The organism is Pseudomonas sp. OE 28.3, from assembly GCF_014268205.2.
Taxonomy (GTDB): domain Bacteria; phylum Pseudomonadota; class Gammaproteobacteria; order Pseudomonadales; family Pseudomonadaceae; genus Aquipseudomonas; species Aquipseudomonas edaphica.
Genome location: NZ_CP077082.1, coordinates 4460187 through 4484772 on the forward strand (window position 1 = coordinate 4460187; position 24586 = coordinate 4484772).

Annotated in this window: 20 protein-coding genes; 12 read left to right on the forward strand and 8 right to left on the reverse strand. The window is 61.9% G+C overall.

The annotated features are described in order from the left end of the window. Positions 1 to 2: 2 nt before the first annotated feature. The 5 genes from HU759_RS19930 to HU759_RS19950 form a co-directional block, all read right to left on the reverse strand. The gene (locus tag HU759_RS19930) at positions 3 to 935 is read right to left on the reverse strand and encodes a pyridoxamine 5'-phosphate oxidase family protein (RefSeq protein WP_170040412.1); all 933 of its coding nucleotides are present in this window, start codon (positions 933 to 935) and stop codon (positions 3 to 5) included. A 76-nt stretch (positions 936 to 1011) separates the two neighbouring features. After that, entirely contained in the window at positions 1012 to 1899 is an 888-nt protein-coding gene (locus HU759_RS19935; RefSeq protein WP_017139574.1) for a LysR family transcriptional regulator, read from the reverse strand. Next, positions 1899 to 2819, reverse strand: a complete 921-nt coding sequence (locus tag HU759_RS19940) for a LysR family transcriptional regulator (RefSeq protein WP_017139575.1) — start codon at positions 2817 to 2819, stop codon at positions 1899 to 1901. Before HU759_RS19940 ends, HU759_RS19935 begins: the two co-directional genes overlap by 1 nt. A gap of 178 nt (positions 2820 to 2997) precedes the next feature. Next, positions 2998 to 3630 carry a glutathione S-transferase gene (locus HU759_RS19945; RefSeq protein WP_017139576.1) on the reverse strand — a complete coding sequence of 211 codons (633 nt, stop codon included), beginning with the start codon at positions 3628 to 3630 and terminating at the stop codon, positions 2998 to 3000. Positions 3631 to 3735: 105 nt separating this feature from the next. Further along, entirely contained in the window at positions 3736 to 4608 is an 873-nt protein-coding gene (locus HU759_RS19950) for a LysR family transcriptional regulator (protein WP_170040410.1), read from the reverse strand. 292 nt (positions 4609 to 4900) lie between these two features. On the opposite strand from HU759_RS19950, the gene HU759_RS19955 reads away from it, so the two are divergent. Both HU759_RS19955 and HU759_RS19960 read left to right on the forward strand, forming a co-directional pair. Further along, positions 4901 to 5674, forward strand: coding sequence for a glucose 1-dehydrogenase (locus tag HU759_RS19955; RefSeq protein WP_099549962.1), 774 nt, complete (start codon positions 4901 to 4903; stop codon positions 5672 to 5674). 13 nt (positions 5675 to 5687) lie between these two features. Then, positions 5688 to 6734 (forward strand): L-idonate 5-dehydrogenase, encoded by a 1047-nt coding sequence (locus tag HU759_RS19960; RefSeq protein WP_170040408.1) that lies wholly within the window; start codon positions 5688 to 5690, stop codon positions 6732 to 6734. Positions 6735 to 6937: 203 nt separating this feature from the next. On the opposite strand, the gene fetB is transcribed toward HU759_RS19960, so the two are convergent. Together fetB and HU759_RS19970 are read right to left on the reverse strand one after the other, a co-directional pair. Next, positions 6938 to 7732: an iron export ABC transporter permease subunit FetB gene (gene fetB / locus HU759_RS19965; RefSeq protein ID WP_017139579.1), complete on the reverse strand. Its 795-nt coding sequence runs from the start codon at positions 7730 to 7732 to the stop codon at positions 6938 to 6940. Then, complete coding sequence (locus HU759_RS19970) at positions 7729 to 8412, reverse strand: ATP-binding cassette domain-containing protein (RefSeq protein ID WP_169988666.1); 684 nt, start codon at positions 8410 to 8412, stop codon at positions 7729 to 7731. Before HU759_RS19970 ends, fetB begins: the two co-directional genes overlap by 4 nt. Before the next feature lie 174 nt (positions 8413 to 8586). Here HU759_RS19970 and HU759_RS19975 point away from each other — a divergent pair, with 174 nt between their 5' ends. Next, positions 8587 to 9792: a DUF1835 domain-containing protein gene (locus HU759_RS19975; RefSeq protein ID WP_170040406.1), complete on the forward strand. Its 1206-nt coding sequence runs from the start codon at positions 8587 to 8589 to the stop codon at positions 9790 to 9792. 7 nt (positions 9793 to 9799) lie between these two features. On the opposite strand, the gene HU759_RS19980 is transcribed toward HU759_RS19975, so the two are convergent. Beyond that, positions 9800 to 10321: a chemotaxis protein CheY gene (locus tag HU759_RS19980; protein ID WP_099549957.1), complete on the reverse strand. Its 522-nt coding sequence runs from the start codon at positions 10319 to 10321 to the stop codon at positions 9800 to 9802. A gap of 194 nt (positions 10322 to 10515) precedes the next feature. On the opposite strand from HU759_RS19980, the gene HU759_RS19985 reads away from it, so the two are divergent. From HU759_RS19985 to HU759_RS20025, 9 genes are all read left to right on the forward strand, one after another. Next, the gene (locus tag HU759_RS19985) at positions 10516 to 11199 is read left to right on the forward strand and encodes a molecular chaperone (protein WP_225933001.1); all 684 of its coding nucleotides are present in this window, start codon (positions 10516 to 10518) and stop codon (positions 11197 to 11199) included. A gap of 23 nt (positions 11200 to 11222) precedes the next feature. Further along, positions 11223 to 12206 carry a fimbrial protein gene (locus HU759_RS19990; protein ID WP_026013883.1) on the forward strand — a complete coding sequence of 328 codons (984 nt, stop codon included), beginning with the start codon at positions 11223 to 11225 and terminating at the stop codon, positions 12204 to 12206. A 59-nt stretch (positions 12207 to 12265) separates the two neighbouring features. Next, positions 12266 to 15064: an ATP-binding protein gene (locus tag HU759_RS19995; RefSeq protein ID WP_170040468.1), complete on the forward strand. Its 2799-nt coding sequence runs from the start codon at positions 12266 to 12268 to the stop codon at positions 15062 to 15064. Next, a complete protein-coding gene (locus tag HU759_RS20000) occupies positions 15051 to 16244 on the forward strand; it encodes an EAL domain-containing protein (RefSeq protein WP_017139586.1) in 1194 nt (397 codons plus the stop codon). Before HU759_RS19995 ends, HU759_RS20000 begins: the two co-directional genes overlap by 14 nt. An 82-nt stretch (positions 16245 to 16326) precedes the next feature. After that, positions 16327 to 19500, forward strand: coding sequence for a hybrid sensor histidine kinase/response regulator (locus HU759_RS20005; RefSeq protein WP_017139587.1), 3174 nt, complete (start codon positions 16327 to 16329; stop codon positions 19498 to 19500). 23 nt (positions 19501 to 19523) lie between these two features. Further along, the gene (locus HU759_RS20010; RefSeq protein ID WP_099549954.1) at positions 19524 to 20171 is read left to right on the forward strand and encodes a response regulator; all 648 of its coding nucleotides are present in this window, start codon (positions 19524 to 19526) and stop codon (positions 20169 to 20171) included. A 194-nt stretch (positions 20172 to 20365) separates the two neighbouring features. Then, positions 20366 to 20968, forward strand: coding sequence for a fimbrial protein (locus tag HU759_RS20015; RefSeq protein ID WP_017139590.1), 603 nt, complete (start codon positions 20366 to 20368; stop codon positions 20966 to 20968). A gap of 75 nt (positions 20969 to 21043) precedes the next feature. Beyond that, positions 21044 to 21784, forward strand: a complete 741-nt coding sequence (locus tag HU759_RS20020; RefSeq protein WP_170040402.1) for a molecular chaperone — start codon at positions 21044 to 21046, stop codon at positions 21782 to 21784. A gap of 85 nt (positions 21785 to 21869) precedes the next feature. Next, on the forward strand, positions 21870 to 24380 hold the full coding sequence (locus tag HU759_RS20025; protein WP_186617573.1) for a fimbria/pilus outer membrane usher protein: 2511 nt from the start codon (positions 21870 to 21872) through the stop codon (positions 24378 to 24380). Positions 24381 to 24586 lie beyond the last annotated feature (206 nt).

The window sequence follows — 24586 nt, forward strand, 5'->3', positions numbered from 1 at the left end:
AGTTACCAACCGCCCATCGCCAGGTTATGCGGCGAAAACTCCGCAAAATGCCAGCGCAGCGCCAATGCCGCCGGGCGGCGTACTACCTGCTCCACGGTCACTGTCCACAGCCGTTGGGCGCCCTCGAACCTGGCCACCTCAGGCCCGTCGAGGATCAGCGAAGTGCGCCCGGCAACCTGCAACACATCGCCCGACTCAAAATCAATAAACAGCAACCCCGCCACCGGGTTGAGCTGCAAATTGCCCAAGGTATTGAAGAACAGGTTGCCGGCAAAATCCGGGATGGTCAGCACGTCGCCTTCAACCCGCACAAACCCCGTATTGCCGCCTCTGTGTGAAACGTCCACCGAGCGTGCGCCATCCACGTCGGCGTAGCTGGCGACGAAGAAAGTGTCGGCGCTGCGGATCAACATTTGTGCCGCAGCGTCCAGGCTGTTGAGGCGCTCGACCGTGGTGCCGGGCTTGCGGGCGATGCCGTCGACGGGCCGCAACTGGATGTATTTGGGGCAGTTGCCATAGGTGTGCACCACATCGACCGAAAAACCTTCGTGGTCCAAACCACCGATGCGGCCGTTCATGCGGTTGCGGCGCCGGGTGTTGAGGTCAATGCCGAGCAAACCCACGCTGGCACCTAAGTGCAAGGCGCCAAGCGCCGGGTCGCTTTTGGACGGCAAACTGTCGATCTGCAAGGTGTGTGGGTCGGGTGAATGCGCAAAGCCCGGCGCGCCTTCAAGCATGGTCGCCCAGGGAATGCCCTGGGGATCCACCACGCCGAGCATCAGGTAGGGCAACAGCGGGTAGAAGTCGCGATGCTGCTCCGGCAAGTGATCGCGAATCACCTTGAGCCCGACCACGGCCATGCGCTCAGCCGCGCCAGCGCTTGCTTGCAGGTGCCGTTCGCCGGCATGCCAGGGAGATTGTTCGACTGGGTTCATGTTGAGCACCTCAGGTTGGATGCGCCCATGCTGCGCCCCACCTGCCAACGTGAGAATGCCCACACTTGGCAATCCACTATTTCACCGACTGAAATGCCGGATGCTCACGCAGCGCCGCCACACAGTGGTCGACAAAACTGCGTACGCGCATCGGTGCGTTGCGGCCCTCGCGGTACACCACATGCACCGGCAACGGTGGCTGTTCAAAGTCAGGCAACACACGGCGCAACTGGCCGCTCTGCAGGTGCTGGTGCAGCGGGTAACTCACGCAACGAATCACCCCCGCACCCTGCACCGCCGCATTGATTGCACCTTGCACGCTGGCACAGCTCAAGCGCGCGCGGGCCTTGAGCTGCAAGCCTTGGAAATCCCAGGCCACCGGGTCGGCACTGGCAATCAGCCGATGCTTTTTAAGCTCGCTCGGATGTCGGGGTTCGCCATGGGCGGCGAGGTAATCGGGGCTGGCGCAGAGGATATGCCGCACCTGCCCCACCGGCCGAGCGATGAGCGATGAATTGGGCAATTCGCCGACCAGGATCGCCACATCCAGCCCCTCTTCGTGCAGGTTCGGGTAGTAGTCGTGGTAGCGCGCCACCAGGCGGACGTCGGGGTAGTTGTCCATATAGCTGGCCAATACCGGCGCCATCACATAACGGCTGAACAGAAACGGCAAGAACACCTGCAAATTGCCCTGGGCCTGCACGTGCAGCCCCTTGGCCGAAGCCTCGGCGGTATCGACGGCTGCCAGCAACCGCACGCAATCGGCCAGATAGGCGCTGCCCGCTTCGGTCAAGCTCACGCCGCGTGTGCTGCGTTGCAACAACGGCACCCGCAGGCGGGCTTCCAGGCGAGCAACCGCACGGATCAGGGTCGGGCCGGAAACCTGGGCCTGGCGCGCCGCCGAAGCCAGGCTGGGCTGATCAGCCAGCGCTGCAAACAGCTGCATGTCGCGATAGCGTTCCATCAGCCGCGGCGCTTCATCGCCGGGTTCAGGGCAGCGTCCTGCCCGAGGCGATGGGTGAGGAAGTCCACAAAGGTGTGGACCTTGGCCGGTACGCGGCCGCTTTTCTGGAACACCACCTGGATCGGCAGCGGTGGCGGTTCAAAAGCCTCCAGCACAACCTCCAACTCCCCCGCCGCCACCGCTGCCGCGACCTGATAAGACAGCACCCGCGTCATGCCCCAACCCAGGCGCGCCAGGTTGATCGCCGCATTATTTGCCGTGACCACCAGACGCGGCTCGATGGGTACCGTCAACGGCTGCCCGGCGTCGACGAACGCCCATTCACTTACCAGCTGGCTGGAGGATGACGTGACGATCTTGGCTTCACGCAACTGCTCAGGCCGTTGCGGCCGACCGTGCTGGTCGAGGTAACCGGGCGATGCACACACCACCCGGCGCACTTCCCCGACCTTTATGGCCTGCTGTCCAAGTTCTTGCAGATGACCGATACGCACGGCCACATCGACGCCTTCGTCGGTCATGTTAACCACACGGTCGACCAGTAAGGCGGTGATATTTACCAAGGGAAAGCGGTCCAGGTAATCCCCCAGCACCGGCGCCACATACAGCTCGCCGAACAGCACCGGCGCGGTCACCGTCAGGTGGCCGCCGGGGATGGAGTAGCTGCCCGCCGCCGCTTCCTCGGCTTCATCGAGCTCGGCCAGGATGCGTCGGCAATCTTCCAGGTAACGTTGGCCGGCTTCGGTCAGGTGCAGGCTGCGGGTGGTGCGTGCCAGCAACTGCGTGCCGATACGCTGTTCCATGGCGGCAATCGCTCGGGTCACGCTGGGCGGCGAGGTTTTCAGGCGCCGCGCAGCGGCAGCGAAGCCCTCCTCCTCGGCCACCGCCAGGAATACCTGCATCTCATGAAATCGATCCATCGGCACGCCTTCTCATTAGCTGAAAACTACTCACCCGTGGCGAGGGAGCTTGCTCCCGCTGGGGCGCGCAGCGGCCCCCAAAAAAATGACCGCGTATTGCCTGAATTAATGCGCTGCCCTTATTGGGGCTGCTGCGCAGCCCAGCGGGAGCAAGCTCCCTCGCCACAGGGGGTTCACATTACTTTGCTTGCAGACCCACGGCGCTGCGCGGCATGCCGACAAACCCCGGCAACGCCTCGATGCGAGCAAGCCAGGCACGCACTTGAGGGTAGTCGGCCAACGACACATTGCCTTCCGGCGCGTGGGCCACGTAGGTGTAGAACGCCACATCGGCGATGCTCGGCTGCTCACCAACCAAAAAGCGGCTTTGGCTCAGTTGTTCGTCCACCAGCTTGAGCAGCGCATGGGAACGGCTGATGGCCGCGACTGTATCGACTTCGGCACCAAACACCACCGCCAACCGCGCAGCAGCGGGTCCGGCGTGCAGTTGGCCGGCAGCCGCCGACAACCAGCGCTGCACGCGAGCCTGGCCGACAGGGTCGCTCGGCAGCCACTGGCCGTTGCCATATTGGTTGGCGAGGTACACCAGAATCGCGTTGGAGTCGGCCAACACCGTGCCGTTATCGTCAATCACCGGCACCTGGCCAAAGCGGTTGAGGTGGGCGATAAAGTCCGGCGCTTTTTGCGCGCCTTGCTTGAGGTCGACCAGGATAAATTCACTGGGCAAGCCCAGCAACGACAACATCAGCTCGACCCGGTGGGAGTGGCCGGACAAGGGGAAACCATAAAGCTTGATCGCAGGCTGGGACATGAGAGGCTCCAAAAGTGGGGGTGTTGACGCCACACATACTCCACCGCTGCCCTGATCGATGGAATCACCAGACTTTACAATCGAGCATTTCACTCGATGAAACAATCACTCGCCAAACAATTCCACGATCAGGTTGAACAAGGTGGTCTTCACCGCACTGTCCAACTCGGTCCAGGCCAACCCCGTGGTGGCCTGAAACCCACCCAATTGCAAAGGCCGCGACACGCAATTGACTGGCAACGCCCGCGCCGCCTGCTGCGGCAACACGCCGATGCCCAACCCGGCGGAGACCAGCGCGAGCATGGTGGTGAACTCACCCAGTTCGCTGGCGATGTCCAAGGGCATGCCGACGGCCTGGATAAACTCATCGTAGAACCCCGGCGCGTAACGCCTGGCGAGGATATACACCGGCCACGTGAGCAGGTCGGCAGGCTGGATGGACTCCAGGGCGGCCAAAGGGTGGTCCATCGGCAGCGCCACGCAGAAACTCTCACGCAAGACCGCACGGGTCTGCACGCCGGGGTGGGCGGCCGGCAGGCGCATCAGGCCGAAATCCAGCTGGCCATTCTTTAACGCGGCGGCTTGGTCGGGGCCGGGCATGTCCTTGAGTTCCAGTTCGATACGCGGGTAACGCTGATGCACCGCGCGTATCAGTTGCGGCAGCAATTGCGGCAATACCGAGGACACAAACCCCAGGCGCACCCGGCCGATTTCACCGCGGTGGGATGCCCGCGCCGCCTCTGCCGCCCGAGCGGCCTGGTGCAAGGTGGCCTGGGCCTCAGGCAAGAACGCCCGCCCCGCTTCGGTGAGTGTGACCGAGTGGCGGTTACGATCCAGCAGGCGCACGCCCAAGCCGCTTTCCAGCAGCTTGATCTGCATGCTCAGCGCCGGTTGCACGATCGACAGCTGCGCCGCTGCCCGACCGAAATGCAGCTCCTGGGCGAGCACCACGAAGGCGCGCAAGTGCTTCAACTCCATTAAATTCTCTCAGCCATTAGAAACGGTTATCACAAACGGTGATCACCCGATCACAAATGAAAATTGGACGCTGCCCAGCGCCTGGGGTGAAGTAAGCCCAATTCATACACGATATGACGGGGCGTGGCCTATAACAATCCGAACACGGACCCCACGTATCTGCTGCGGGTCGCGCTGATCACGATTATCGGATAGATATTGTTGATCACCCACCTCAAGGTCCATCCCTTTGTCGCCCTGGAGTTCATCATGCTGCTGTCGTTGGTAGTGTGAAGCGTTAGGAGAGGTAGCCATGCAAAGCGTTCTAGACAACTTCCGCCTTGATGGCCGGCTGGCGCTGGTCACCGGCTCCAGTGCCGGTATCGGCCTGGCGATTGCCCGCGGCCTGGCCCAGGCCGGGGCGCAGGTGGTGCTCAACGGGCGCAACCGCAGCACCTTGCGCGATGCGGCGGCGCTGCTGGCGGCCGAAGGGTTGACGGTGCACACCCAGGCGTTTGACGTGACCGACAGCACGGCGATCCAGGCCGCCGTGGCGGATATCGAAGCGCGCCTCGGCCCGCTGGAGATCCTGGTGAACAACGCCGGCATGCAACGGCGTGGGCCGCTGGAGGACTACAGCGAACAACACTGGCGCGAGTTGATCAGCACGAACCTGGACAGTGCCTTTCTGGTTGGGCAGGCCGTGGCGCGGGCGATGATCCCGCGCAAGCGTGGGCGCATCATCAATATCTGCTCGGTGCAAAGTGAGCTGGGCCGCCCCGGCATCGCGCCGTATGCGGCCAGCAAAGGCGCGCTGAAAATGCTCACCAAGGGCATGGCCATCGATTGGGGCCCGCATGGGTTGACGGTCAATGGCATCGGCCCCGGTTATTTCAAGACGGAGTTGAACGCCAACCTGGTGGCCAACCCCGAGTTCAGCGACTGGCTGGTGCAACGCACACCGAGTCGCCGCTGGGGCGACGTGGCCGAACTGGCCGGTGCCGCCGTGTTCCTTGCCAGCGATGCTGCCAGCTTCGTCAACGGCCATATTCTGTACGTCGACGGTGGTATCACCGCTTCGCTGTAATCCGGAGAATTGTATGCACGCTATCGTCTGTCACGCCTCCAAAGACCTGCGGGTCGACCCCCAGGACGAACCGCAATCCCTCGCCCCCGATCAACTGCGCGTGCGCATCGCCCGTGGCGGCATCTGCGGTTCGGACCTGCATTACTACCAGCACGGCGGCTTCGGCACCGTGCGCCTGCGCGAGCCGATGGTGCTGGGCCATGAAGTGTCGGCGGTGATCGACGCCGTGGGTGCGGATGCCGGGTTGTTCAAGGTCGGCCAGCGCATCAGCGTATCGCCGTCGCGCCCGTGCGGCGGTTGCCGCTACTGCCATCAAGGGCTGCCGAATCATTGCCTGAACATGCGTTTCTACGGCAGTGCGATGCCGTTTCCGCATATTCAGGGCGCGTTTCGCCAGAGCCTGGTGATCGAGACGCATCAGGCACATCGGCTGGCCGACCACGTGAGCCTGGCCGAAGGTGCGCTGGCCGAGCCGCTGTCGGTGGGCCTGCACGCGATTCAACGCGCCGGCGCGGTGTTCGGCAAACGCGTGTTGGTGACCGGTTGCGGCCCCATCGGCAACCTGCTGATCGGTAGCCTGCGCGCCGCCGGTGCCGGTGAAATCGTCGCCGTGGACCTGTCTGCCAGCGCCCTCGCCTGCGCCGAAAAAATGGGCGCCACGCGCACTCACAACATTGCCGACGGCGCGGATGCGCTCAAGCGCTACACCGCCGAAAAAGGCTATTTCGAGGTAATGTTCGAAGTCTCCGGAAGCGCCCAGGCCTTGCGCAATGGCCTGGAATGCATCGCGCCACGGGGTGTGCTGGTGACAGTCGGACTCGGCGGCGATGTGTCGTTGCCATTGAACCTGCTGGTGAGCCGCGAGATCGACTTGCGCGGCACCTTCCGCTTTCACAGCGAGTTTGCCCAGGCGGTGGATTTGCTCAATCGCGGGATCATCGATGTGAAACCGGTGATCTCCCACACCGTGCCGTTTGAACAGGCGGTGCAGGCGTTTGAACTGGCGGCGGACAAGACCCAGGCGATGAAAGTGGTGCTGGATTTTGGTGTGGCTGACTGAGCTTGATTCACCGTTGTGGCGGCCTTCTGGCAGGACGGGGCCCGGTCAAATGTGGGAACTGGCTTGCCTGCGATTGCATCACCTCCGTGTACCTGATGTACCGAGGTGCCCGTATCGCAGGCAAGCCAGCTCCCACAGAAAAGCGTCATGTGGGTTGAGCAGCGGGCGTCAGGTGACGGGACGGCCAGACCAGCACCTGAGGCTCAAGCGCGTTCCTCTAGCCGATCGCGCAAGAACCGATGGCTGTTGGAAAACAACCGACGGTAGGTGAGCAGCACCGCACCTACCGTGCCCAAGGCCGAGGACGCGGCGATCAGAAACATGATCACGATCTGGTAACGCACCGCGTCCACCGGGCTTTCGCCGGCCAGTACCTGGCCGGTCATCATGCCGGGCAGGCTGACGATGCCGACCACGGTCATCTGGTTCAGCGTCGGGATCATCCCGGCGCGCACGGCCTGGCGGATCGCCTCCTGGGCGGCCTCCCAGCGTGAACCGCCCAGTGCCAGGATCATCTCGATGGTGTTGCGCCCCGAGGTCAGTTCCTGGGTCATGCGCTCAATGCCCAAGGACACGCCGGTGAGGGTATTACCGAGGATCATGCCAAGGATCGGAATCGCATACTGCGGCTCGTACCACGGATGGATACGGATCACCGCAAACAACCCCACCGCCGTGACCAGCCACGAACTGCCCCACACCGACAGAATGCTGTCGACCCGTTGCCCACGGTAAGTGCGGCGCCCACGCCCCGCTGCGGATAACCCGGCGATCAGGGTCATCGCACACATCAGCGGCAGCACCACATACCAGTAGGCAAACTCGAACACCCAACCCAGCAGGTAACCGATGGCCAGCAATTGCACCACGGTACGCACGGCCGCCCACAGCAATTGGCGGCCCAGGCCCAGACGCAGCAACAGCGACAGCGCGCCGTTAATGAGGATCAGCGAGGCGGCGATGCCCATGTCCAATGCCGTGAGGTTTTGATAGTTCATGGCTGGGCGGCTCCGCTCAGGACACCGGCACTCATGTGCAGGTGAATGGCGCTCATGCGCCGGGCCTGGTCGAGGTCGTGGGATACCCAGATATAGGCGCGGGCGTTGTCGGCGGCATACCAGGCGCTGATCAGTGCCTCGACATCGCGCGAGGACGTGGGGTCGAGAGCGGCCGTCGGTTCATCCAGCAACAGCACTTCGGGGTTCAGTTGCAAGGTGCGGATCAGTGACACCACCTGGGATTCACCACCGGACAGGTCGCCGGCGTTTTTGCCCAGGAAGTCCGGGCTTTTACCGGCATGTTCCAGCAGTTTGGTCACCGCTTGCAGGTCGAAGCTGCGCGTGCGCAGGGTCTTGAGGCTGAACGGGAAACGCAGGTTGTCCTCCACCGTGCCCTCCAGCAGCGCCGGGCGTTGCGACAGGTAGCTGATGTGGCTGCGATAGTGGGGAATCTGCGCATTTGCGATCGGCTGGTTGTTCCACAGGATCTGCCCCGACGTGGGCGCATCCAGCAACGCCAGCGCGCGCAGGAACACGCTTTTACCGGAGCCGGAGGAGCCGGTGATGGACACACGGTCGGCGCGTTTCAGGCTGAAATCCGTGGGTTGCAGCAACGCCACTTGGCGCCGCTCGTCCCTGCGCGTGAGGGCGCGGGTTTCGATCAATACGGTGTCTGTCATCAACTCGGTACTCGGCTCGACGGCTTGCAATCCACAACTCCACTGCCTATATTTCGTGCCTGGCGCACTCCACGCCACCTTCCGCGGAAAGGGCTGCGCCCAGGATCCTGACTGAATATCACATTTCTACGACTCCCAACCTGAAAGCGGAAAAGGTTTGTGCAAGGAGATCGTATGTCGCAACGCCTCTCATCCTCGAATACCGACGGCCGCCTCAACCTTGAGCAACAGCGCAAGCGCGCCAAGGAACTGTTGCCACGCCTGAAAACCCTCGACCCGCACGCCACCTTGTCCCAGGCCCAATGGCAGGTCGCCAGGCAGCTGGGTTTCAGCAGTTGGCCCAAACTCAAGGCGCATGTCGACGCCATCGACTTCGCCGCCCGCCACCCGGACTTTGCTGCCAGCGATGAAGCCCGCACCACCCACTGGCGCTGTGGCAGTGACATTGCCCACAGCTTGCAACTGGCCGGGTTCAAGGGGCAGTTCCGCATGCTCACCGATCCGTTATGCATGGGGCCGGTGCGCGATGTGCCCAGTGAAGATTTCCGCGCGATGCGCAGTGCCTTTATCAGCCAGGCCTTTGCCCTGGACGCTGCTGAAGTCGCCCACCGCGTCAATGATGAATACGACCACCTGCAGGCCCTGGCCAGCGCCGATCACAGCGTGCTGTGGTGCGAAGCGGACGCCTATGATCAGCTGTTTCTGGTCCGCGCGCTGGCCGGTCTTGAGCGCGCGCCGAAAAAGCTCGAGCTGATCGAAGTCGACCGTATTCCGGGTGTCGAACGCTTTATCGGCATCGGCCAGCTGGCGCCCGATGTATTGGCGTGGTTGTGGCCCCAACGACGCTTGATCGATGACGCAGCGGTGCAACTGGCCCGACAGGCCTGGGCGGCTTACTGCGACAGCTCGCCGGTCAAGCTTGCGCAACTGGCTCACGGCAACCACCCGGCCCTGCCCTTTCTAGCCAACGCGTTGTTGCGCCAGTTGCAGGAGTTGCCCGGCATTGAGGATGGCCTGTCACTGACTGAACGCTTGTCGCTGCGCTACATCGCCGAGGCCGGGCCGGTGCCGTTCGGCCGGGTGTTCGCCGAACTGATGGCCAAGCGTGAGCCGCTGCCGTTCCTGGGCGACATGATGTTCCACGCGCTGTTGCGGCCATTGATCGACGGCCCGACCCCCTTGCTGATAGAAACCGCAACCGAGCGCGACTGGCCGCGCCGCGAGTTGGCGCTGACACCATTGGGGCATCGAGTGCTGGGCGGCGAGGCTTATTGGTTGGACCACGCCGGGCATGAGCGCTGGGTCGGCGGCGTGTGCCTCAAGCCCGGCCAGCCGCATTGGGCGCTGGCCGAAGACTACCGTCCTGCCTGGCGCAACTGAGACCGGCTCAGCGCTTGGGCGATAACCCGACGGCGCACGCCATCACTGCCGGGTCGCCCAGGTAAACGCTACGCGCAGCCGTCGAGGGTGCAGCGACCCGGCTGTCGACAGCGCGCAACATCGGTCGCTCAACCGTCGGCAGACTATGCAGGGGGTCGACAATCTCCATGCAGCGGCGCAGGGAGTTGAAATCCGGCGACTGCGACAGTGACAGGTGCAAGGTCTGGCTCACCGACACCGACACCACCGAGCTCTGTGCGCATTGCCCGTCGTAGATCAGCGTATGGCGAATCAATGGGTTGTCATGGCAGTACTTCAACAGGTTGACCTGCCGCGAACGCACCAGCGCCGTATTGATGATCAACAGGTCGAATGCCACGCAACCGGAGCGCGTCAACGCCTGCAATTCGTCGAACGAACTCAAGGGGGCGATGCGGTGGTAGCCCAGCTGGTTGAGCATTTTCTCCAGCTTGATCCGCTGCAGCAGGTCTGCATCGGCAATCAAAAGGCGTAAGGCTTTATTGGACATAGGGTAAACCTGACAGTTGGGCATCAGCGTCGATCATTCAACGTCGAACACGGTAACTGTCGGGGCTCGAACATGCCTTTAAGGCGATTCTGAAACGGGCACTGCACGCTTTTAAGAATCGCCTCAAAGCCCTCGCACTCACCCGCCCCTACCATGGCTGCGTTCCCACACGTTGCCATGGAATTTTTGTGTTCATGTTTTTACTCAGAATGATGCTGCTGGCCGGCGGGCTGCTGGTGCTCGCGCCACCGCCGGCCGGCGCGGCGCTGAAGATCGAAGGCACACGCCTGATTTATTATGGCCAGGACAAGGCCGCCGGCATCAGCGTGGTCAACCCGGCCTCACAGCAAGTGGTGGTACAAACCTGGATCACCAGCGAGGACGAATCAGCCGACAGCCCCGTGCCGTTTGCTGCCACCGAGCCGTTGGTGCAACTGGGCGCAGGCGAGCATCACATGCTGCGCATCTTGTATGCCGGTGAAGGCCTGCCCGCCGATCGCGAATCGCTGTTCTGGCTCAATATCATGGAGATTCCGCTCAAATCCGCCGACCCCAACAGCGTGCAGTTTGCGATACGCCAACGGCTCAAGCTGTTCTATCGGCCACCGGCGCTCAAGGGAGGCTCGGCCGAGGCGCTGCAGCAGTTGGTGTGGAGCCGCGATGATCACAGCGTCATCGCCCACAACCCAAGCGCATTCCACCTGTCGTTGATCAATGTGCAGACGGACACCCAGCAGCTCAGCGACTACCTGCTGCTCAAACCCCTTGAGAGCAAGCGTCTGAGTACAGCGACCGCTTTGCCTACAGGATCCACCCTTCACTTCACCGACATCAACGATATCGGTTTGCAGGCCCGCCATAGCGCGGTGCTCAAGTGATCAATCGCGGGAAACTTGCATTTATGTCTCTCACCAAACGTTTACTGCCCCTTCTACTGTGCGGCTGCGCGGCCCTTCCTGCCACAAGCTATGCACTGTCGTGCGTGGAAGATGGCAGCGGCGCCTATGTCGATATCAACCCGCTTGGCACCTCATTGGCGGTTGCGGCTGATGCACCGGACGGTACGATCATCTGGGAGTCGGGCCCACGCTCCACGAATGTGTTGTGCAAGGACGACCGCAACCACGGCCGCGAAGAAGTGTATTTCTACGTCAACCCGGCCAACGTCAGCATCGGCCAAGGCATCCGCGTAGGCATCCGCTACAACAACGCGCCCATCACCCAAAGCACCGGTAAGGTCGGCACCGGTTTTTACTCGGACCGCGGTTGCAACTGGTCCAATTGCACAGGCTGGGACAAAGCGCGCTTTACCCTGAACTTCAGTGTATTCATCGAAAAATACGGCAAGACACCGCCCAGCGGTCAAGCCAGCACCCTGGCTCAATATCGCGTGTTCCAACTCGACGGCGTACGCGGGCTCAACACCAACCCCAACAGCAACCTCAACTACATCGTCACCGGCATGAACGACATCCGCTTCGTGCCCTGCGCGCCCGAACTGACCATTACCCCCAGTGTCGTCAACTTCCCCACCCCATCACGCAAGGCGCAGGTCGGCGCCGTGGCCAGCACCGCGAACTTCAACCTCAGCCTGCGCAAAGTCTGTGACACGCCCTACACCGTCAATGCACGCTTCGCCACCACCCCAGGTGGCGGCAGTGTCATCAACGGCTTGCTGGTGCCGGCCAACAACAGCTCGGTGGGCATCTCATTGTCTCGCGCCGACAGCGATCAGCGCCTGCCCTTCAATGACTGGTTTACGTTGCAGACACTGATGGGCTCCGGCCAGGCACGCAATGATTTTCGCGCCGACCTGAGCTGGCGCACCCTGCCGATTCCGGGGGCTTTCGAAGCCGCAGTGGTGGTGGACATGTTTTACAAGTAGCCGACGACTTTAAGGATCGTCTTATGCCGTTGGCATTGATATGCCACTACTCTGCGCCGATGCGATTGAAAAGTTACCTGCTCCAGATCAACCCCGTCCTCTCCCGACCCGAAGCAGCCAGAAGGCTGCTTCGTATTTTTGCGAGCGTGCTGCTCGTGGGCATCCTGAGCGGGGTCTATACCTTTCTGCTGTCGACCTTCAACAACGACATCTCCCAGCGCCGCGGCTACATGAGCAGCGCCATCGCCGAAGCCCATACTTTTTTCACCAACCGCGAGGCGCTACTGCAAAGCCTGAGCCTGTCGGCGGTGCGCAAACAGTCCAGGCTCTACCCCTCCTCCGAGGAAGAACAACACCTGGAACTGGGCAACACACCCGGCAACCAGTGGAGCATCTGGCTGACCGCACGCATGCGCGACTACCTCAAGGCCAAGCAGCTCAACCTGCTGTATGTGAACGCCGGCCCCAGCCCACAGGTGACGCGGCTGTACGACGCTACCGCGCAGGTACTGCCGATTTCCAAGTGCATGCTCAACCGCCTCAAGGCCCTGCAGCACAGCGACCCGGCCACACTCAACGAGTTGTGGCTGAGCGACAACACCGAAGGCCATTCGCACCTCTACATTTTCATCCGCCTCGACGAGCGCGACCCTGAGTCCGGCTGGCTCGGCCTTGAGATGGAAAGTCGTGAAGTGTCTTCAACCCTCAGCGACCAGAGTGCCGGTGAGTTCATGATGCTCAATTCCCAGGGCATGCTGGTGTTTACCAACAGCACCGACACCCAGCTCAAACAGCAACACCTGCGGCCCGGCGAGGAAAGCTTTTTTGGCTTTGTCGGCAACGGTTTGCTGCCCGACCACCTGGTGATTCGCAAGCACTTGAAGTCTTCGGAATGGCAGTTGATGTATTCCATCGACCTGCGCGCGGTGGTCACCGGCCTGTGGAAACAGCTGCTCGGCTCGTTGTTGTTCTGCCTGTTCAGCCTCACGCTGATCTGGCTGGTGATGCGCCGCGTCGACCAGCGTTTCATTATTCCGTCGATCCATCGCATCCAGGCGTTGATCGAAAGCGAAGCCTTTGGCCGCGATGTGATCCAGATCGCGCCCGTGGCCCTTTGCGTGCTGCGCCGCACCGACGGCCAGGTGGTGCTGGAAAACACCCTGGCCCAGCAATGGTTGGGCAACGGCCCGGAGCGCGAGGCACTGCGGGCCGGCTGGATCGAGCAAGCCTTCGCCCAAGGCCCATGCGAACGCAGTGATTACTTTGAAACCATCGACGGCCGCCACCTGTACCTGAGCAGTGCCCCCACCCGCTATAAAGGCGAGGACGTGCTGTTTTGCGCGTTCAGCGATATCAGTGCGCGCAAGCAAGTCGAAGCAGCGCTGGAAGAAGCACGCCACTCGGCGGACGCTGCCAACGCCGCCAAGACCCTGTTCCTGGCGACCATGAGCCATGAAATCCGCACGCCGCTGTACGGCGTGCTCGGCACCCTCGAACTGCTGGCGCGCACACAACTGGATGCGCAGCAAAGGGACTACTTGCATGCCATCGAAGGCTCGTCGTCGACCTTGTTGCAATTGATCTGCGATGTGCTCGATGTGTCGAAGATCGAAGCCGGGCAACTGGCGTTGGAAATGAGCGAGTTTTCACCGCTGGAGCTGGTGCATGAAATCATTCAGGGCTATGCCGCAGCCGCTCAAGGCAAAGGCTTGCAGCTGTATGCCTGCTTCGACCCGAAGCTGCCCGAACGGCTGATCGGCGACGTGACGCGCATTCGCCAGATTCTGAATAACCTGCTCAATAATGCGGTGAAGTTCACCGACTACGGCCGCGTGGTATTGCGGGTAAAGGTACTTGGCCGTGACGGTGAACGCTCCAGCCTGTTGTGGCAGGTCTCGGACACCGGCAAAGGCATCGCCCAGGAAGACCAGGCGATGATTTTCGAGCCGTTCTACCAGAGTGAAGGCAACACCAATGTGGTCGCCGGCACCGGCCTGGGCCTGCCGATCTGTCAACGCCTGACCGAATTGATGAACGGCAACATCCGCATGGTCAGCGAGCTGGGCCTGGGCAGCAGTTTCAGCCTGATCCTGCCGCTGGAAGAAGCGCCGACCACGCCGATGACCGCGCTGTTGGCCGAGACCATCTATGTAGCGTCGCCCATCCCGGAACTGGCCAACTCCGTCAGCGGCTGGCTGCGCCGCTGGGGTGCCAGGGCCCAGGCCGGCCTGCCGACGTTGCCGGACACGCATCTGCTGCTGCAAGTGCACCCCGGCAGCGTCGACCCATTGCTGGCGCCCGAATGGCCGGGGCCGGTGATTCACGTGAGCAGTAATGCCTGCACCGCCGTGGAAGCCGAGGCCGGCGCCTGGCACGTCAACCTCAACCACCTGGGTGCGATTCATCAGGCCGTGAGCCAGGCGCAAGGGCTGTGGGTGGCCCGTGCCGATGAGCAAACACGCCAGCGCGACCTGAACAAACTCAACCTGCACTTGCTGGTAGCCGAGGACAACATCATCAACCAGCTGATTTTGCGTGACCAACTCGAAGAACTCGGCTGCACCGTGGAGCTGGCGGCCGATGGTCAGGAAGCGTTGCAGCTGTACACCGCCGGTAGCTTCGACGTGGTGTTGACGGACGTGAACATGCCCCACATCAACGGCTATGAACTGGCACGCGAACTGCGCCGCCAAGGCTGCCCGTTGCCGATTATCGGGGCCACCGCCAACGCCATGCGCGGCGAGGCCGACCTGTGCCTGGCCGCCGGCATGAACCATTGCCTGGTCAAACCCTTTGCGTTGCGGGCTCTATTCAACTCCCTGGCGCCTTATGCACGGATCACCCATGAAGCCCCTTAGTATTTTGATTGTTGAGGACCATCCCCTGCAGCACATCTACCTGCAGCACTTGCTCAGTGAGTTGGGGGATTTCAGGCTGGAAACCGCCGAGGACGGCAAAGAAGCGCTGGAGCGTTTACGCCAGCGCGATTTCGACCTGGTACTGACCGACCTGCTGATGCCCGGCATGGACGGCGTGCAATTTATCCAGTGCCTGGCCAACTTGCGCAGCAAGCCGGCCCTGGCGATCATGAGCGCCGCCTCGCGGCGCATGCTGATGGCAGCCAGCCTGGTGGCGAAAAACCTCGATGTGGAAGTGATCGGGCTGATCTCCAAGCCCGTTAACGCCGAGGCCTTACGCAATCTGGTCGATCAGTTGAGGAACACGGTGCGCAAGCCCTCCCCCGAACTGCCCGAGCACATGGACATCGACCGCCATACGCTGGTGCAGGCCATGAGCAGCGGCCAGTTGCAGGCCTGGTTCCAACCAAAAAAATCCCTCGCCAACGGGCGCATCGTCGCCGCCGAAGCCCTGGTGCGCTGGATGCACCCCGAGCAAGGCGTGATGCTGCCGGCCGCGTTCCTGCCGGCGATCAAGGCCTTCGAGCTGGAAGAACGGCTGTTGTGGCTGGTACTCAAACAGGCGATTCACGCCCAGGAGCAGTGGCGCCAACGCGGCTATGAAATCCCGGTGGCGATCAACCTGCCCACCCATCTGCTCAACAGCCATGACCTGGCGGACCGCCTGCTGGAGTTTGTGCTGCACCACGACGGCATTCCCGGAATGATCTGCTTCGAGTTGATGGAATGCTCGGTGCCACAGGACATCAGCAACTTCTACGCCGGGGCCTGCCGCTTGCGCATCAAAGGCTTCGGCTTGTCCCAGGATGATTTTGGCAAGGGCTACAGCTCATACCTCAACCTCGTCTCAACGCCGTTTACCGAACTGAAGATCGACCAGGCATTGGTGCAGGGCAGCCATGACAACGAAGGCATCGCCCAGGCGCTGGCGAGCATCATCGCGCTGGGCCGCAAGCTCGGCCTGACAGTGGTCGCCGAAGGTGTGGAAACGCCAGCGCAATTGGCGCTGCTGCGCAAAATCGACTGCAATCAGGTGCAGGGTTTCCTGATCTCCCACGCGGTGTCTTCGGACCAATTTCAGCAACTACTGAACAATGATGGCCCCGCGACATCTCACTAGCTGGAGGCCCCGGATTATTTGCCCTTTATAAAGCGCAAGCTCCATCCAGTGCCGATTTGTCCTGCGCCTGCGGAAACCCCTGATGAAGCACAACAACGCGATACTCGAAGCCTTTACCCGCAGCTCCGTACGCTTGAACAAAGGCCTGATGGTGCTGATTGGAATCGCGTTGCTGCTGCTCCTCACCAACTACTGGTCATTGCAACGCGGGATCGAAACCCGTTATGGCGCAACGCGCTTTCATTTTGCCCGGCTAATGGAAAACCTCAGCGAGCAGCAAACCTATCTCAAGAGCTTGACGCACCCAGGCATCCAGGCCGAATTGCTGCGGGCAACCAGCGTGCAGGTCAGCCTCAAGAGCCGAATGGTCGAGAACCGCCGCACGTTATATGAAGGCCAGAAGTACTCGTTTTCGGTACCGTTCGACGTCAAGTTCGATGAGCAGCAGGTCGGCGTAGCTGCCCGGCCACCGATTTTTGCCCTGGGCGCACACCTGACCAGCTACTACAGCGCCTTCTGGTCTTCGTCACCGTACGAGGCACCGCAAACTTTTCTGTTCAATCGCCAGACCCACTACACCATCACCATTCCCTCCGTGGGCTATCAGCGTCGCGAAAGCACTGAAGAGACCGGCAACCAGGTGGCGCTGGTCAATGCTGTGCAGCAAAGCCTTGCGCAGACGCCACAGGTACTGGAGCAGGATTGGGTGTACTGGAAAGCAGGGCCGGAGCCCGAGCACTTGCTGGCCTACATTGGCCTGTCACTCGACGGCCAGGGCCAGACGGTGATCGGCACCCTGCTCGACCTGTCGCAGGTCGACGATGTGCAGCGCGCGCTGGATCACTCCGCGTTTGATCGCTTCACCTTGTTTGCGCCCGACGGCACCCGTTTGGTAGGGCCAGCCACCGAGCCGTCGCTCAGCAATGGCGTGCACTTCACGGCACATGGCTTTGAATTCAAGATTACCCAGGCTGGCGACCGGCCCTGGAGCGCAGTCTATGGCCTGAACTACTCGCACTTCTTCCACTCGGCCTTATGGCCATTGAGCACCCTGGCGCTGCTGCTGGTCAGCCTGATAACCCTGGGCTGGGCCGGCAGCCGCTGGTACCGGCGCCAGGTGATCAGTCCGGCGCGCCTGGCCCACGAACGCATCGCCGAAAGCGTGGCGTTCAGCCGCGTGATCATCGACACCGCGCCCACCGGCTTGTGCGTGGTGCGGCGCAGCGACGGCAAGGTGCTGATCGAAAACCAGCGCGCCCAGCAGTGGCCGGGCACCGCACGTCTGGTGGCGGCCATGGCCGGTCAACACGACGGCGTCGAGAACGGCGAAAGCCACTTGGAGATCGAAGGCCGGCACCTGCAAATCGGCTTCGTGTCGACCCGTTATCAGGCCGAGGACGTGCGCCTGTATGCCTTCAACGACATCACCCGGCACATCGAAGACGCCCAGGCGCTGGAAGAGGCACGTCACGCCGCCGATACCGCCAACGAGGCCAAGACGTTGTTCCTGGCGACCATGAGCCATGAGATCCGCACCCCGTTGTATGGCGTGCTTGGCACCCTGGAATTGCTCGGCCTGACCGATCTGGATCCGCATCAGAAGACTTACCTGCACACCATTCAACGTTCGTCCGCCACGCTGTTCCAGCTGATCAGCGATGTGCTGGATGTGTCGAAGATCGAGTCCGGGCAAATGGCAATAGAAGCCGTGGACTTCTGCCCGCTGGACATGCTCGAAGACACCTTGCATACCTACGCCGCTTTCGCCCAGCGCAAGGGTCTGCAACTCTACAGTTGCATTGACCCGCAGTTACCGGACTGCCTGATGGGCGACCCGATGCGCATTCGCCAGATCCTCAATAACCTGGTGAGCAATGCGATCAAGTTCACCGACATCGGGCGCGTGGTGATTCGTGCCCGGGTGATGGCGCTGGACGCCGAGCATGTCGACCTGGAATGGCAAGTCACCGACTCCGGCGTCGGCATTCCCGAAGCGCAGCAGGCCAAGCTGTTCGACCTGTTTTACCAGGCGCCGGACACCGCCAGCGAAGGCGGCGCCGGGCTGGGACTGCCCATTTGCCGCTGGCTGGCGCAGATGATGGACGGTGAGATCCGGGTGGTCAGCGAGCCGGGGCTGGGCAGCAGCTTTACCCTGAAAATGCGCCTGCCGCTGTGCTGCGGCACGCTGACCAACCTGCCGCTGATCGAACCCAGCCCGACGCCGGTGTACGTGCAGGCGCCGGTGCGCGAACTGGCGCAGTCGATGAGTGACTGGCTCAATCGGCTAGGCATCGCAGCGGCCTTGGCGGCGACCACCCAGGAAAAAGACAGCCGCCACGCGGTGCTGGTGGACCTGCTGCCCAGCGAGCCCGCCAAGCCATGGGGCGGCCAACGCGTGCTGTGCCTGCCGGGCGCACACAGCCCGCCGCTGCACACGGCGCAAGGTTGGGTGGTCGACCTGCACGATGTGCGCAGCATCGCCAGCACCGTGTCCCTGGCGCAGCACGGCAAGCATGAGCAACCCGCAGCGGCCCGGCCACAAAGCATCGGGCAGTTGGGCTTGCGCATCCTGGTGGCCGAGGACAACCCGGTCAACCAGGCGATCATCAAGGAACAGCTCGAAGCGCTCGGCTGTTCGGTGAGCCTGGCCGCCAATGGCGAGCAGGCGCTGCAACAGTGGCAACCCCAGGCATTTGACCTGGTGCTGACCGACGTGAATATGCCGTTGATGAATGGCTATGAACTGGCCAGGACCTTGCGTGAGCATGACCCGCACCTGCCGATTATCGGCGTGACCGCCAACGCCATGCGCGAGGAAGGCGTGCGCTGCCTGGCGGTGGGCATGAACGCCTGGATCGTCAAGCCGTTAAGCCTGCAAACCCTGCGCGGGCAGTTGATCAAGCTGTGCAAGGTCAAGCCGGCGCCGGAGCCTGCCACTGCGTCCTGCGACGACAGCGTGCAGCTGTCGGACAAGATGCGCCCGCTGTTCATCAGCAGCGTGCAGCAGGACTTGCAGCGTATCGATACCGCCCTGACGCAACGTGATGCCCACGGCCTGGGCCAATTGCTGCATTCGGTCGCCGGCGCCCTGGGCGCAGTCCAGGCGCTGAACCTGGCCCAAGCGTGCATCGAACTGGAAAGCGCACTTAACCGCGGCAGCCTCGACACGGCACTTGAACTCAAGGTGAAGGCGGTGATGCAGCGTCTGTCGGCCGTTCTGGAAACTCTCCAGCCCGGGCACTCTTCACTCACTTGAACTGGCACTACGGACGGCCCTTTATGAAAAAATTCAACGTGGTAATCGCGGACGATCACCCGATCGTATTGCTGGGTGTTCGCGAGTTGGTAGAGCGCGACACACGCTTCCAGGTGGTCGGCGAGGCCGTGTGCTCGGCCGGCCTGATCGCGCTGTTGCAGCACCAGGGCGCCGACATAGTGATCACCGACTACAACATGCCGGGCGACTCGCCCTACGGCGACGGCCTCAAATTGGTGGAGTACCTCAAGCGGCATTTTCCGCAGGTGCAGATCCTGATCCTGACGATGATTTCCAATCACTTGATCCTCACCCGCCTGCAAGAGCTGGGTGTGGTCGGCATCATCCAGAAAAGCCAGTTGCACACCGAGATTCAATTGGCACTCAAGGCGATCGCCCAGCAGAGCGCCTATCGCAGCCTGGAACCGCCAAAAACCTCGGTGATCGAGACCCTTACGGCTATTGACGAGCGCTTTACCAGTTTGTCGCCCAAAGAGTTCGAGATCCTGCGCTTATTTATTTCCGGCATGAGCGTCAGTGATATTGCGCGCAGCCAGAACCGCAGTTCAAAGACCATCAGCGCGCAAAAGATCTCGGCCATGCGCAAACTTGAAGTGAGCAGTGACCAGGACCTGCTCGCTTATTGCCTGGCACGTAACATTTTCAACTAACCGACAACTAGCAAGCCATTTAAAACAATGGCTTCGCCCTTTATTTTCTGAGTATTCACACGCCCTTTCACCGCTCTAAACCGTCCGTTTCCTGACTTATAAGAATCGTCTTATTCGCTCGCTTGCCCTCGCCGCTTATTCTCCTCTCGCAGTTCAACAACAGCATTTTCCAACTAACACTAACGGACATCATCATGAAGAAGTTTTCCCTGGCTGTTATCGCCTCGGCCATTATCGCCGCTTCCGGCAGTGCATTTGCCGTCGACCCGGCACCGACGCCGACCCTGGGCGGCAGCGGTAAAATCACCTTCACCGGCGTGATCAACAACGATGCCTGCTCGGTCGACGGCGCCAACTCCGACCGCACCATTTCGGTGGACATGGGCAACGTGTCGATCAAGGACATGGGCACCGCCGAAAACCCAACCGCAGGCCGTGTCACCGCCAAAGACTTCAACCTGAACGTCAACTGCAACCAGGGCACCAAAGTCGCGATGATCTTTGACGCCAACAACGGCGGTTCGGGCCTGGTCACCGGCAAAAAAGTCCTGGCCCTGAACCCGGGTTCGGCCACTGCACAGAACGTCGGTATCGCCCTGCTCGACAGCAAAGGCAGCCTGATCGACCTCAGCTCTTCCAGCACCGCGCGCATCGAAAGCACCATGCACGGCGCCGGCACTACTGGCGGCGACGCAACCCTGAGCTTCGCGGCCGCCTACGTCACCACCGCAGCCGCCGGTTCGTCCACCGCCGGTCGCGGTGATGCCACCCTGCCGTTCATCCTGCAATACGAATAACTCGGCGCCCCCGGCACCGAACGCGCGAGGCCCTGCGGCCTCGCCATTGTCTTTTGATTACACCGGATAACCCTCATGCCGCCTCGTTCTATCGCCGCATGCTTGGGGCTACTGGGCTTGCTTATGGCTGCCCAGGCCGCCGCCAGCATTTCATTAAATGCCACCCGCATCGTGTTTGATGGCGACCACAAGGAAGCCAATATCACCGTGCGCAACGGCAACCAGGATGTGTTGATTCAATCCTGGGTCGACATGAACGACGCCAGCGCCAGCCGCGCGCCGTTTGCCGTCACCCCGCCATTGGCGCGGGTATTCGCCAAGGAACAACAATTGCTGCGCATTCTGTACGAAGGCAAAGGCATGCCCACGGACCGCGAGTCGGTGGTGTGGCTCAACGTGCAGGAAATCCCCAAGGCCAGCGCCGCCGAGAACACCTTGCAGTTGGCCATCCGCCAGCGCATCAAGATTTTCTACCGCCCTGCCGGCCTTACCGGCAGCGCGCTGCAAGCGCCTGCGCAACTTGAATGGACACTTGCCAAACACGGCGGCCAGACCCTGCTGCAGGTGAAAAACCCGACGCTGTATCACGTGTCCATGGCCGACATCAAAGTACAGTCGGTGCTGGCCAGCGACTCCACCATGATTGCGCCTGACGAGCAAAAACAGTTCCCGATCGCAGCAGCCATCGCCAACGGCCCGGTGCAACTGTCGTTTTCCAGCATCAATGACTATGGCGCGCAAAACCACTACAGCGCGCCCCTGTCGAGCGGCGCTGCGCTACCTGCGCACGCGACTGAATCGCGCCTCAAACCCTAAGTAGCTTCTCTAACCCACAGGCTCACTTCGCGTGCGTGTTTGCGTGCCCGGCTGTCCGTCAATCAGGGATGTCATAGGTCTTCGCATGTCTTTTCTTTCCAGCAACAGGCCCGCACGTGGCGTACTGAAGTTGAAGACGCTGTCGCTCGCGATGGCTGCCAGCCTGTCGACCTGGGCGGTGGCCGATGACGCAGCGCAAAGCTTCAACACCACGTTCCTGCAGGGCTCGCAGTCGCCAGTCGATTTGCAGCAACTACTCTCAGCCAACAGCGTGCTGCCGGGCAATTACCGGGTCGACCTGTACAGCAACGAAGTGCTGGTGGGCCGGCGTGATATCGACTTCAAACGCAACCCGAACAACGGCCGGGTCGAAGCCTGCCTGACCCTCGACCTGCTCAAGCAATTGGGCGTCGACATGGGCCGGTTGCAGGCCGAAGGCAAACTCGACCCGCAACAACCGCAAGAGTGTTATGCCCTCGCGGACATGATCGAAGACGCCAGCGTGCGTTACGACAGCAGCCGCCTGCGCCTGTTGGCAAGTATTCCGCAAGTGGCCATGCAGCGCGGCTTGCGCGGGTATGTCGACCCAGAGTTGTGGGACGACGGCGTGCCGGCCGCGTTCATCAACTACCAGCTCAACAGCAGCCGCACCGCCGGCGACTATAAAACCCGCATCGCCAATAACCTCGGGCTGCGCAACGGCATCAACCTGGGCGCCTGGCGCCTGCGCAACGAATCGAACATGAGCAGCGGCACCGACCGCTCGAACACCTTCACCAGTAACCGCACCTACGTGCAGCACGACGTGACCGCGATCAAGGGCCAGTTCAGCGCCGGTGAGATTTTCTCCGACACCGACCTGTTCGACAGTGTGCGCTATCGCGGCCTCAAACTGGCCTCCGACGACGGCATGCGCGCCGACAGCGAGCGCGGCTACGCGCCGGTGATTCGTGGCGTGGCGCAGACCAACGCGACCGTAGAGATCCGCCAGAACGACTACATCCTCTACACCGCCAACGTCGCGCCCGGCCCGTTCGAGATCAACGACATCTACCCCAGCGGCTCCAACGGCGACTTGCAAATCACCGTGATCGAAGCCGACGGCAGCCGGCGGGTGACGATGCAGGCGTTTTCCAGTTTGCCGATCATGGTGCGTGAAGGCCAGGTCAAGTACAGCCTCTCGGCGGGCACGTTCAAGAGCAATGCCGACGGCCTGGGGAGCCCACGCTTTCTCAGCGGCACGCTGGCATATGGCTTGACCAGCAACCTCAGCGGCATCGTCGGCCTGCAAGCCAGCGAGGACTACAGCGCGCTGTCGATCGGCGCTGGCAGGAACACTGCGTTCGGCGCCTTCTCCCTGGATACCACGCACTCGTCCAGCAAAGCGCGCGGGCAAACCCATCAGGGCAGCAGCGTGCGGGCGTTGTACGCGAAGACCTTTGCCGGCACCGACACCAACTTCACCCTGGCCGCCTACCGTTACTCCACCGAAGGCTACCGCACCCTCACCGACCACGTGGAAGACAACAGTGAAGACGTGCGCGTGCGCACCGGCCACTCGAAAACCCGTACCGACCTGACCATCAACCAGAGCCTGGGGCGTAACAGCCAGTTCGGCAGCCTGTACGTCAATGCCAGTGACCAGCGCTACTGGAACCGTGGCGGTTCGCGCAGTTTGTCTGCCGGTTACACCGGTAACTGGGGCGACCTGAGCTACAACCTTGGCGTGACGCGCACCCAGCAAATCGTCACCTATGGCGAGCCCAGCAGCGACACCCAAGTGAACCTGTCCGTCTCATTCCCACTGGGCAGCCAGGCTCGTGCGCCGCGAGCCTTTGTCACTACCAGCCATCAGCGCGGCGACACCACCACGCAAGCGGGTATCAACGGTTACGTCGCCGATACCAGTGACACCTTCTATTCGGTGCAGGCGGGCCATAGCGATACCAGCGGCGACTCCGGCTCGGTGAATATCAACAGCCGCACCTCTATGGCGGATGTGAGCCTGGGTTACAGCCAGGGTCAGGGCTACAACTCGCAGAACCTCAACCTCGCCGGCTCCGTGGTGGCGCACGCAGGTGGCGTCAACCTGGGGCAGACCGTCAGCGAAACCTTCGCCCTGGCTGAAGTGCCGGGTATCTCGGGGGCTAAAATCGGCAGCTACAGCGGCGTCGAGACCGGCTACAACGGCTATGCGGTGATCCCCACGGCGCAACCTTACCGGGTGAACTGGATCAGCCTGGACACCCGCGACCTGGGCGGCGATGTGGAAATCACCAACGCCACCCAGCAACTGGTGCCGCGCCGTGGCGCTATTGTAGTTGCGCGTTACAGCGGCACCACCGGGCGACGGGTGTTGTTCGAGTTGTTTGATGCGCAGCACAAGCCGTTGTCGTTCGGGGCTTCGCTGGAAGACTCGGCGGGTAAGCAACTGGCGATTGCAGATCCGAACGGGAATGCGCTGGCGCTGGTGGAGCAGGATCAGGGCACGCTGATCATCAAGTGGGGCGAGCAGCGCTGCAGTGCAAGCTATGCGCTACCGCCGCAGAACAAGGCGTTGAACTATGAGCGGCAGGCGTTGGTGTGTGGGCCTTGAGGGGTGGTGGCTCGTCTGCTTTTCTGTGGGAGCTGGCTTGCCTGCGATGGCATCAACTCGGTGTGCCTGATACACCGAGTTGATGCCATCGCAGGCAAGCCAGCTCCCACAGTTGACCGAGTATGGCTCTGCTGCTGACGTTGCTCTGGCCCTTACATCAACAAACCAGCTCCCACATTCGGGATTGATGTATAGCCTGATTAGGC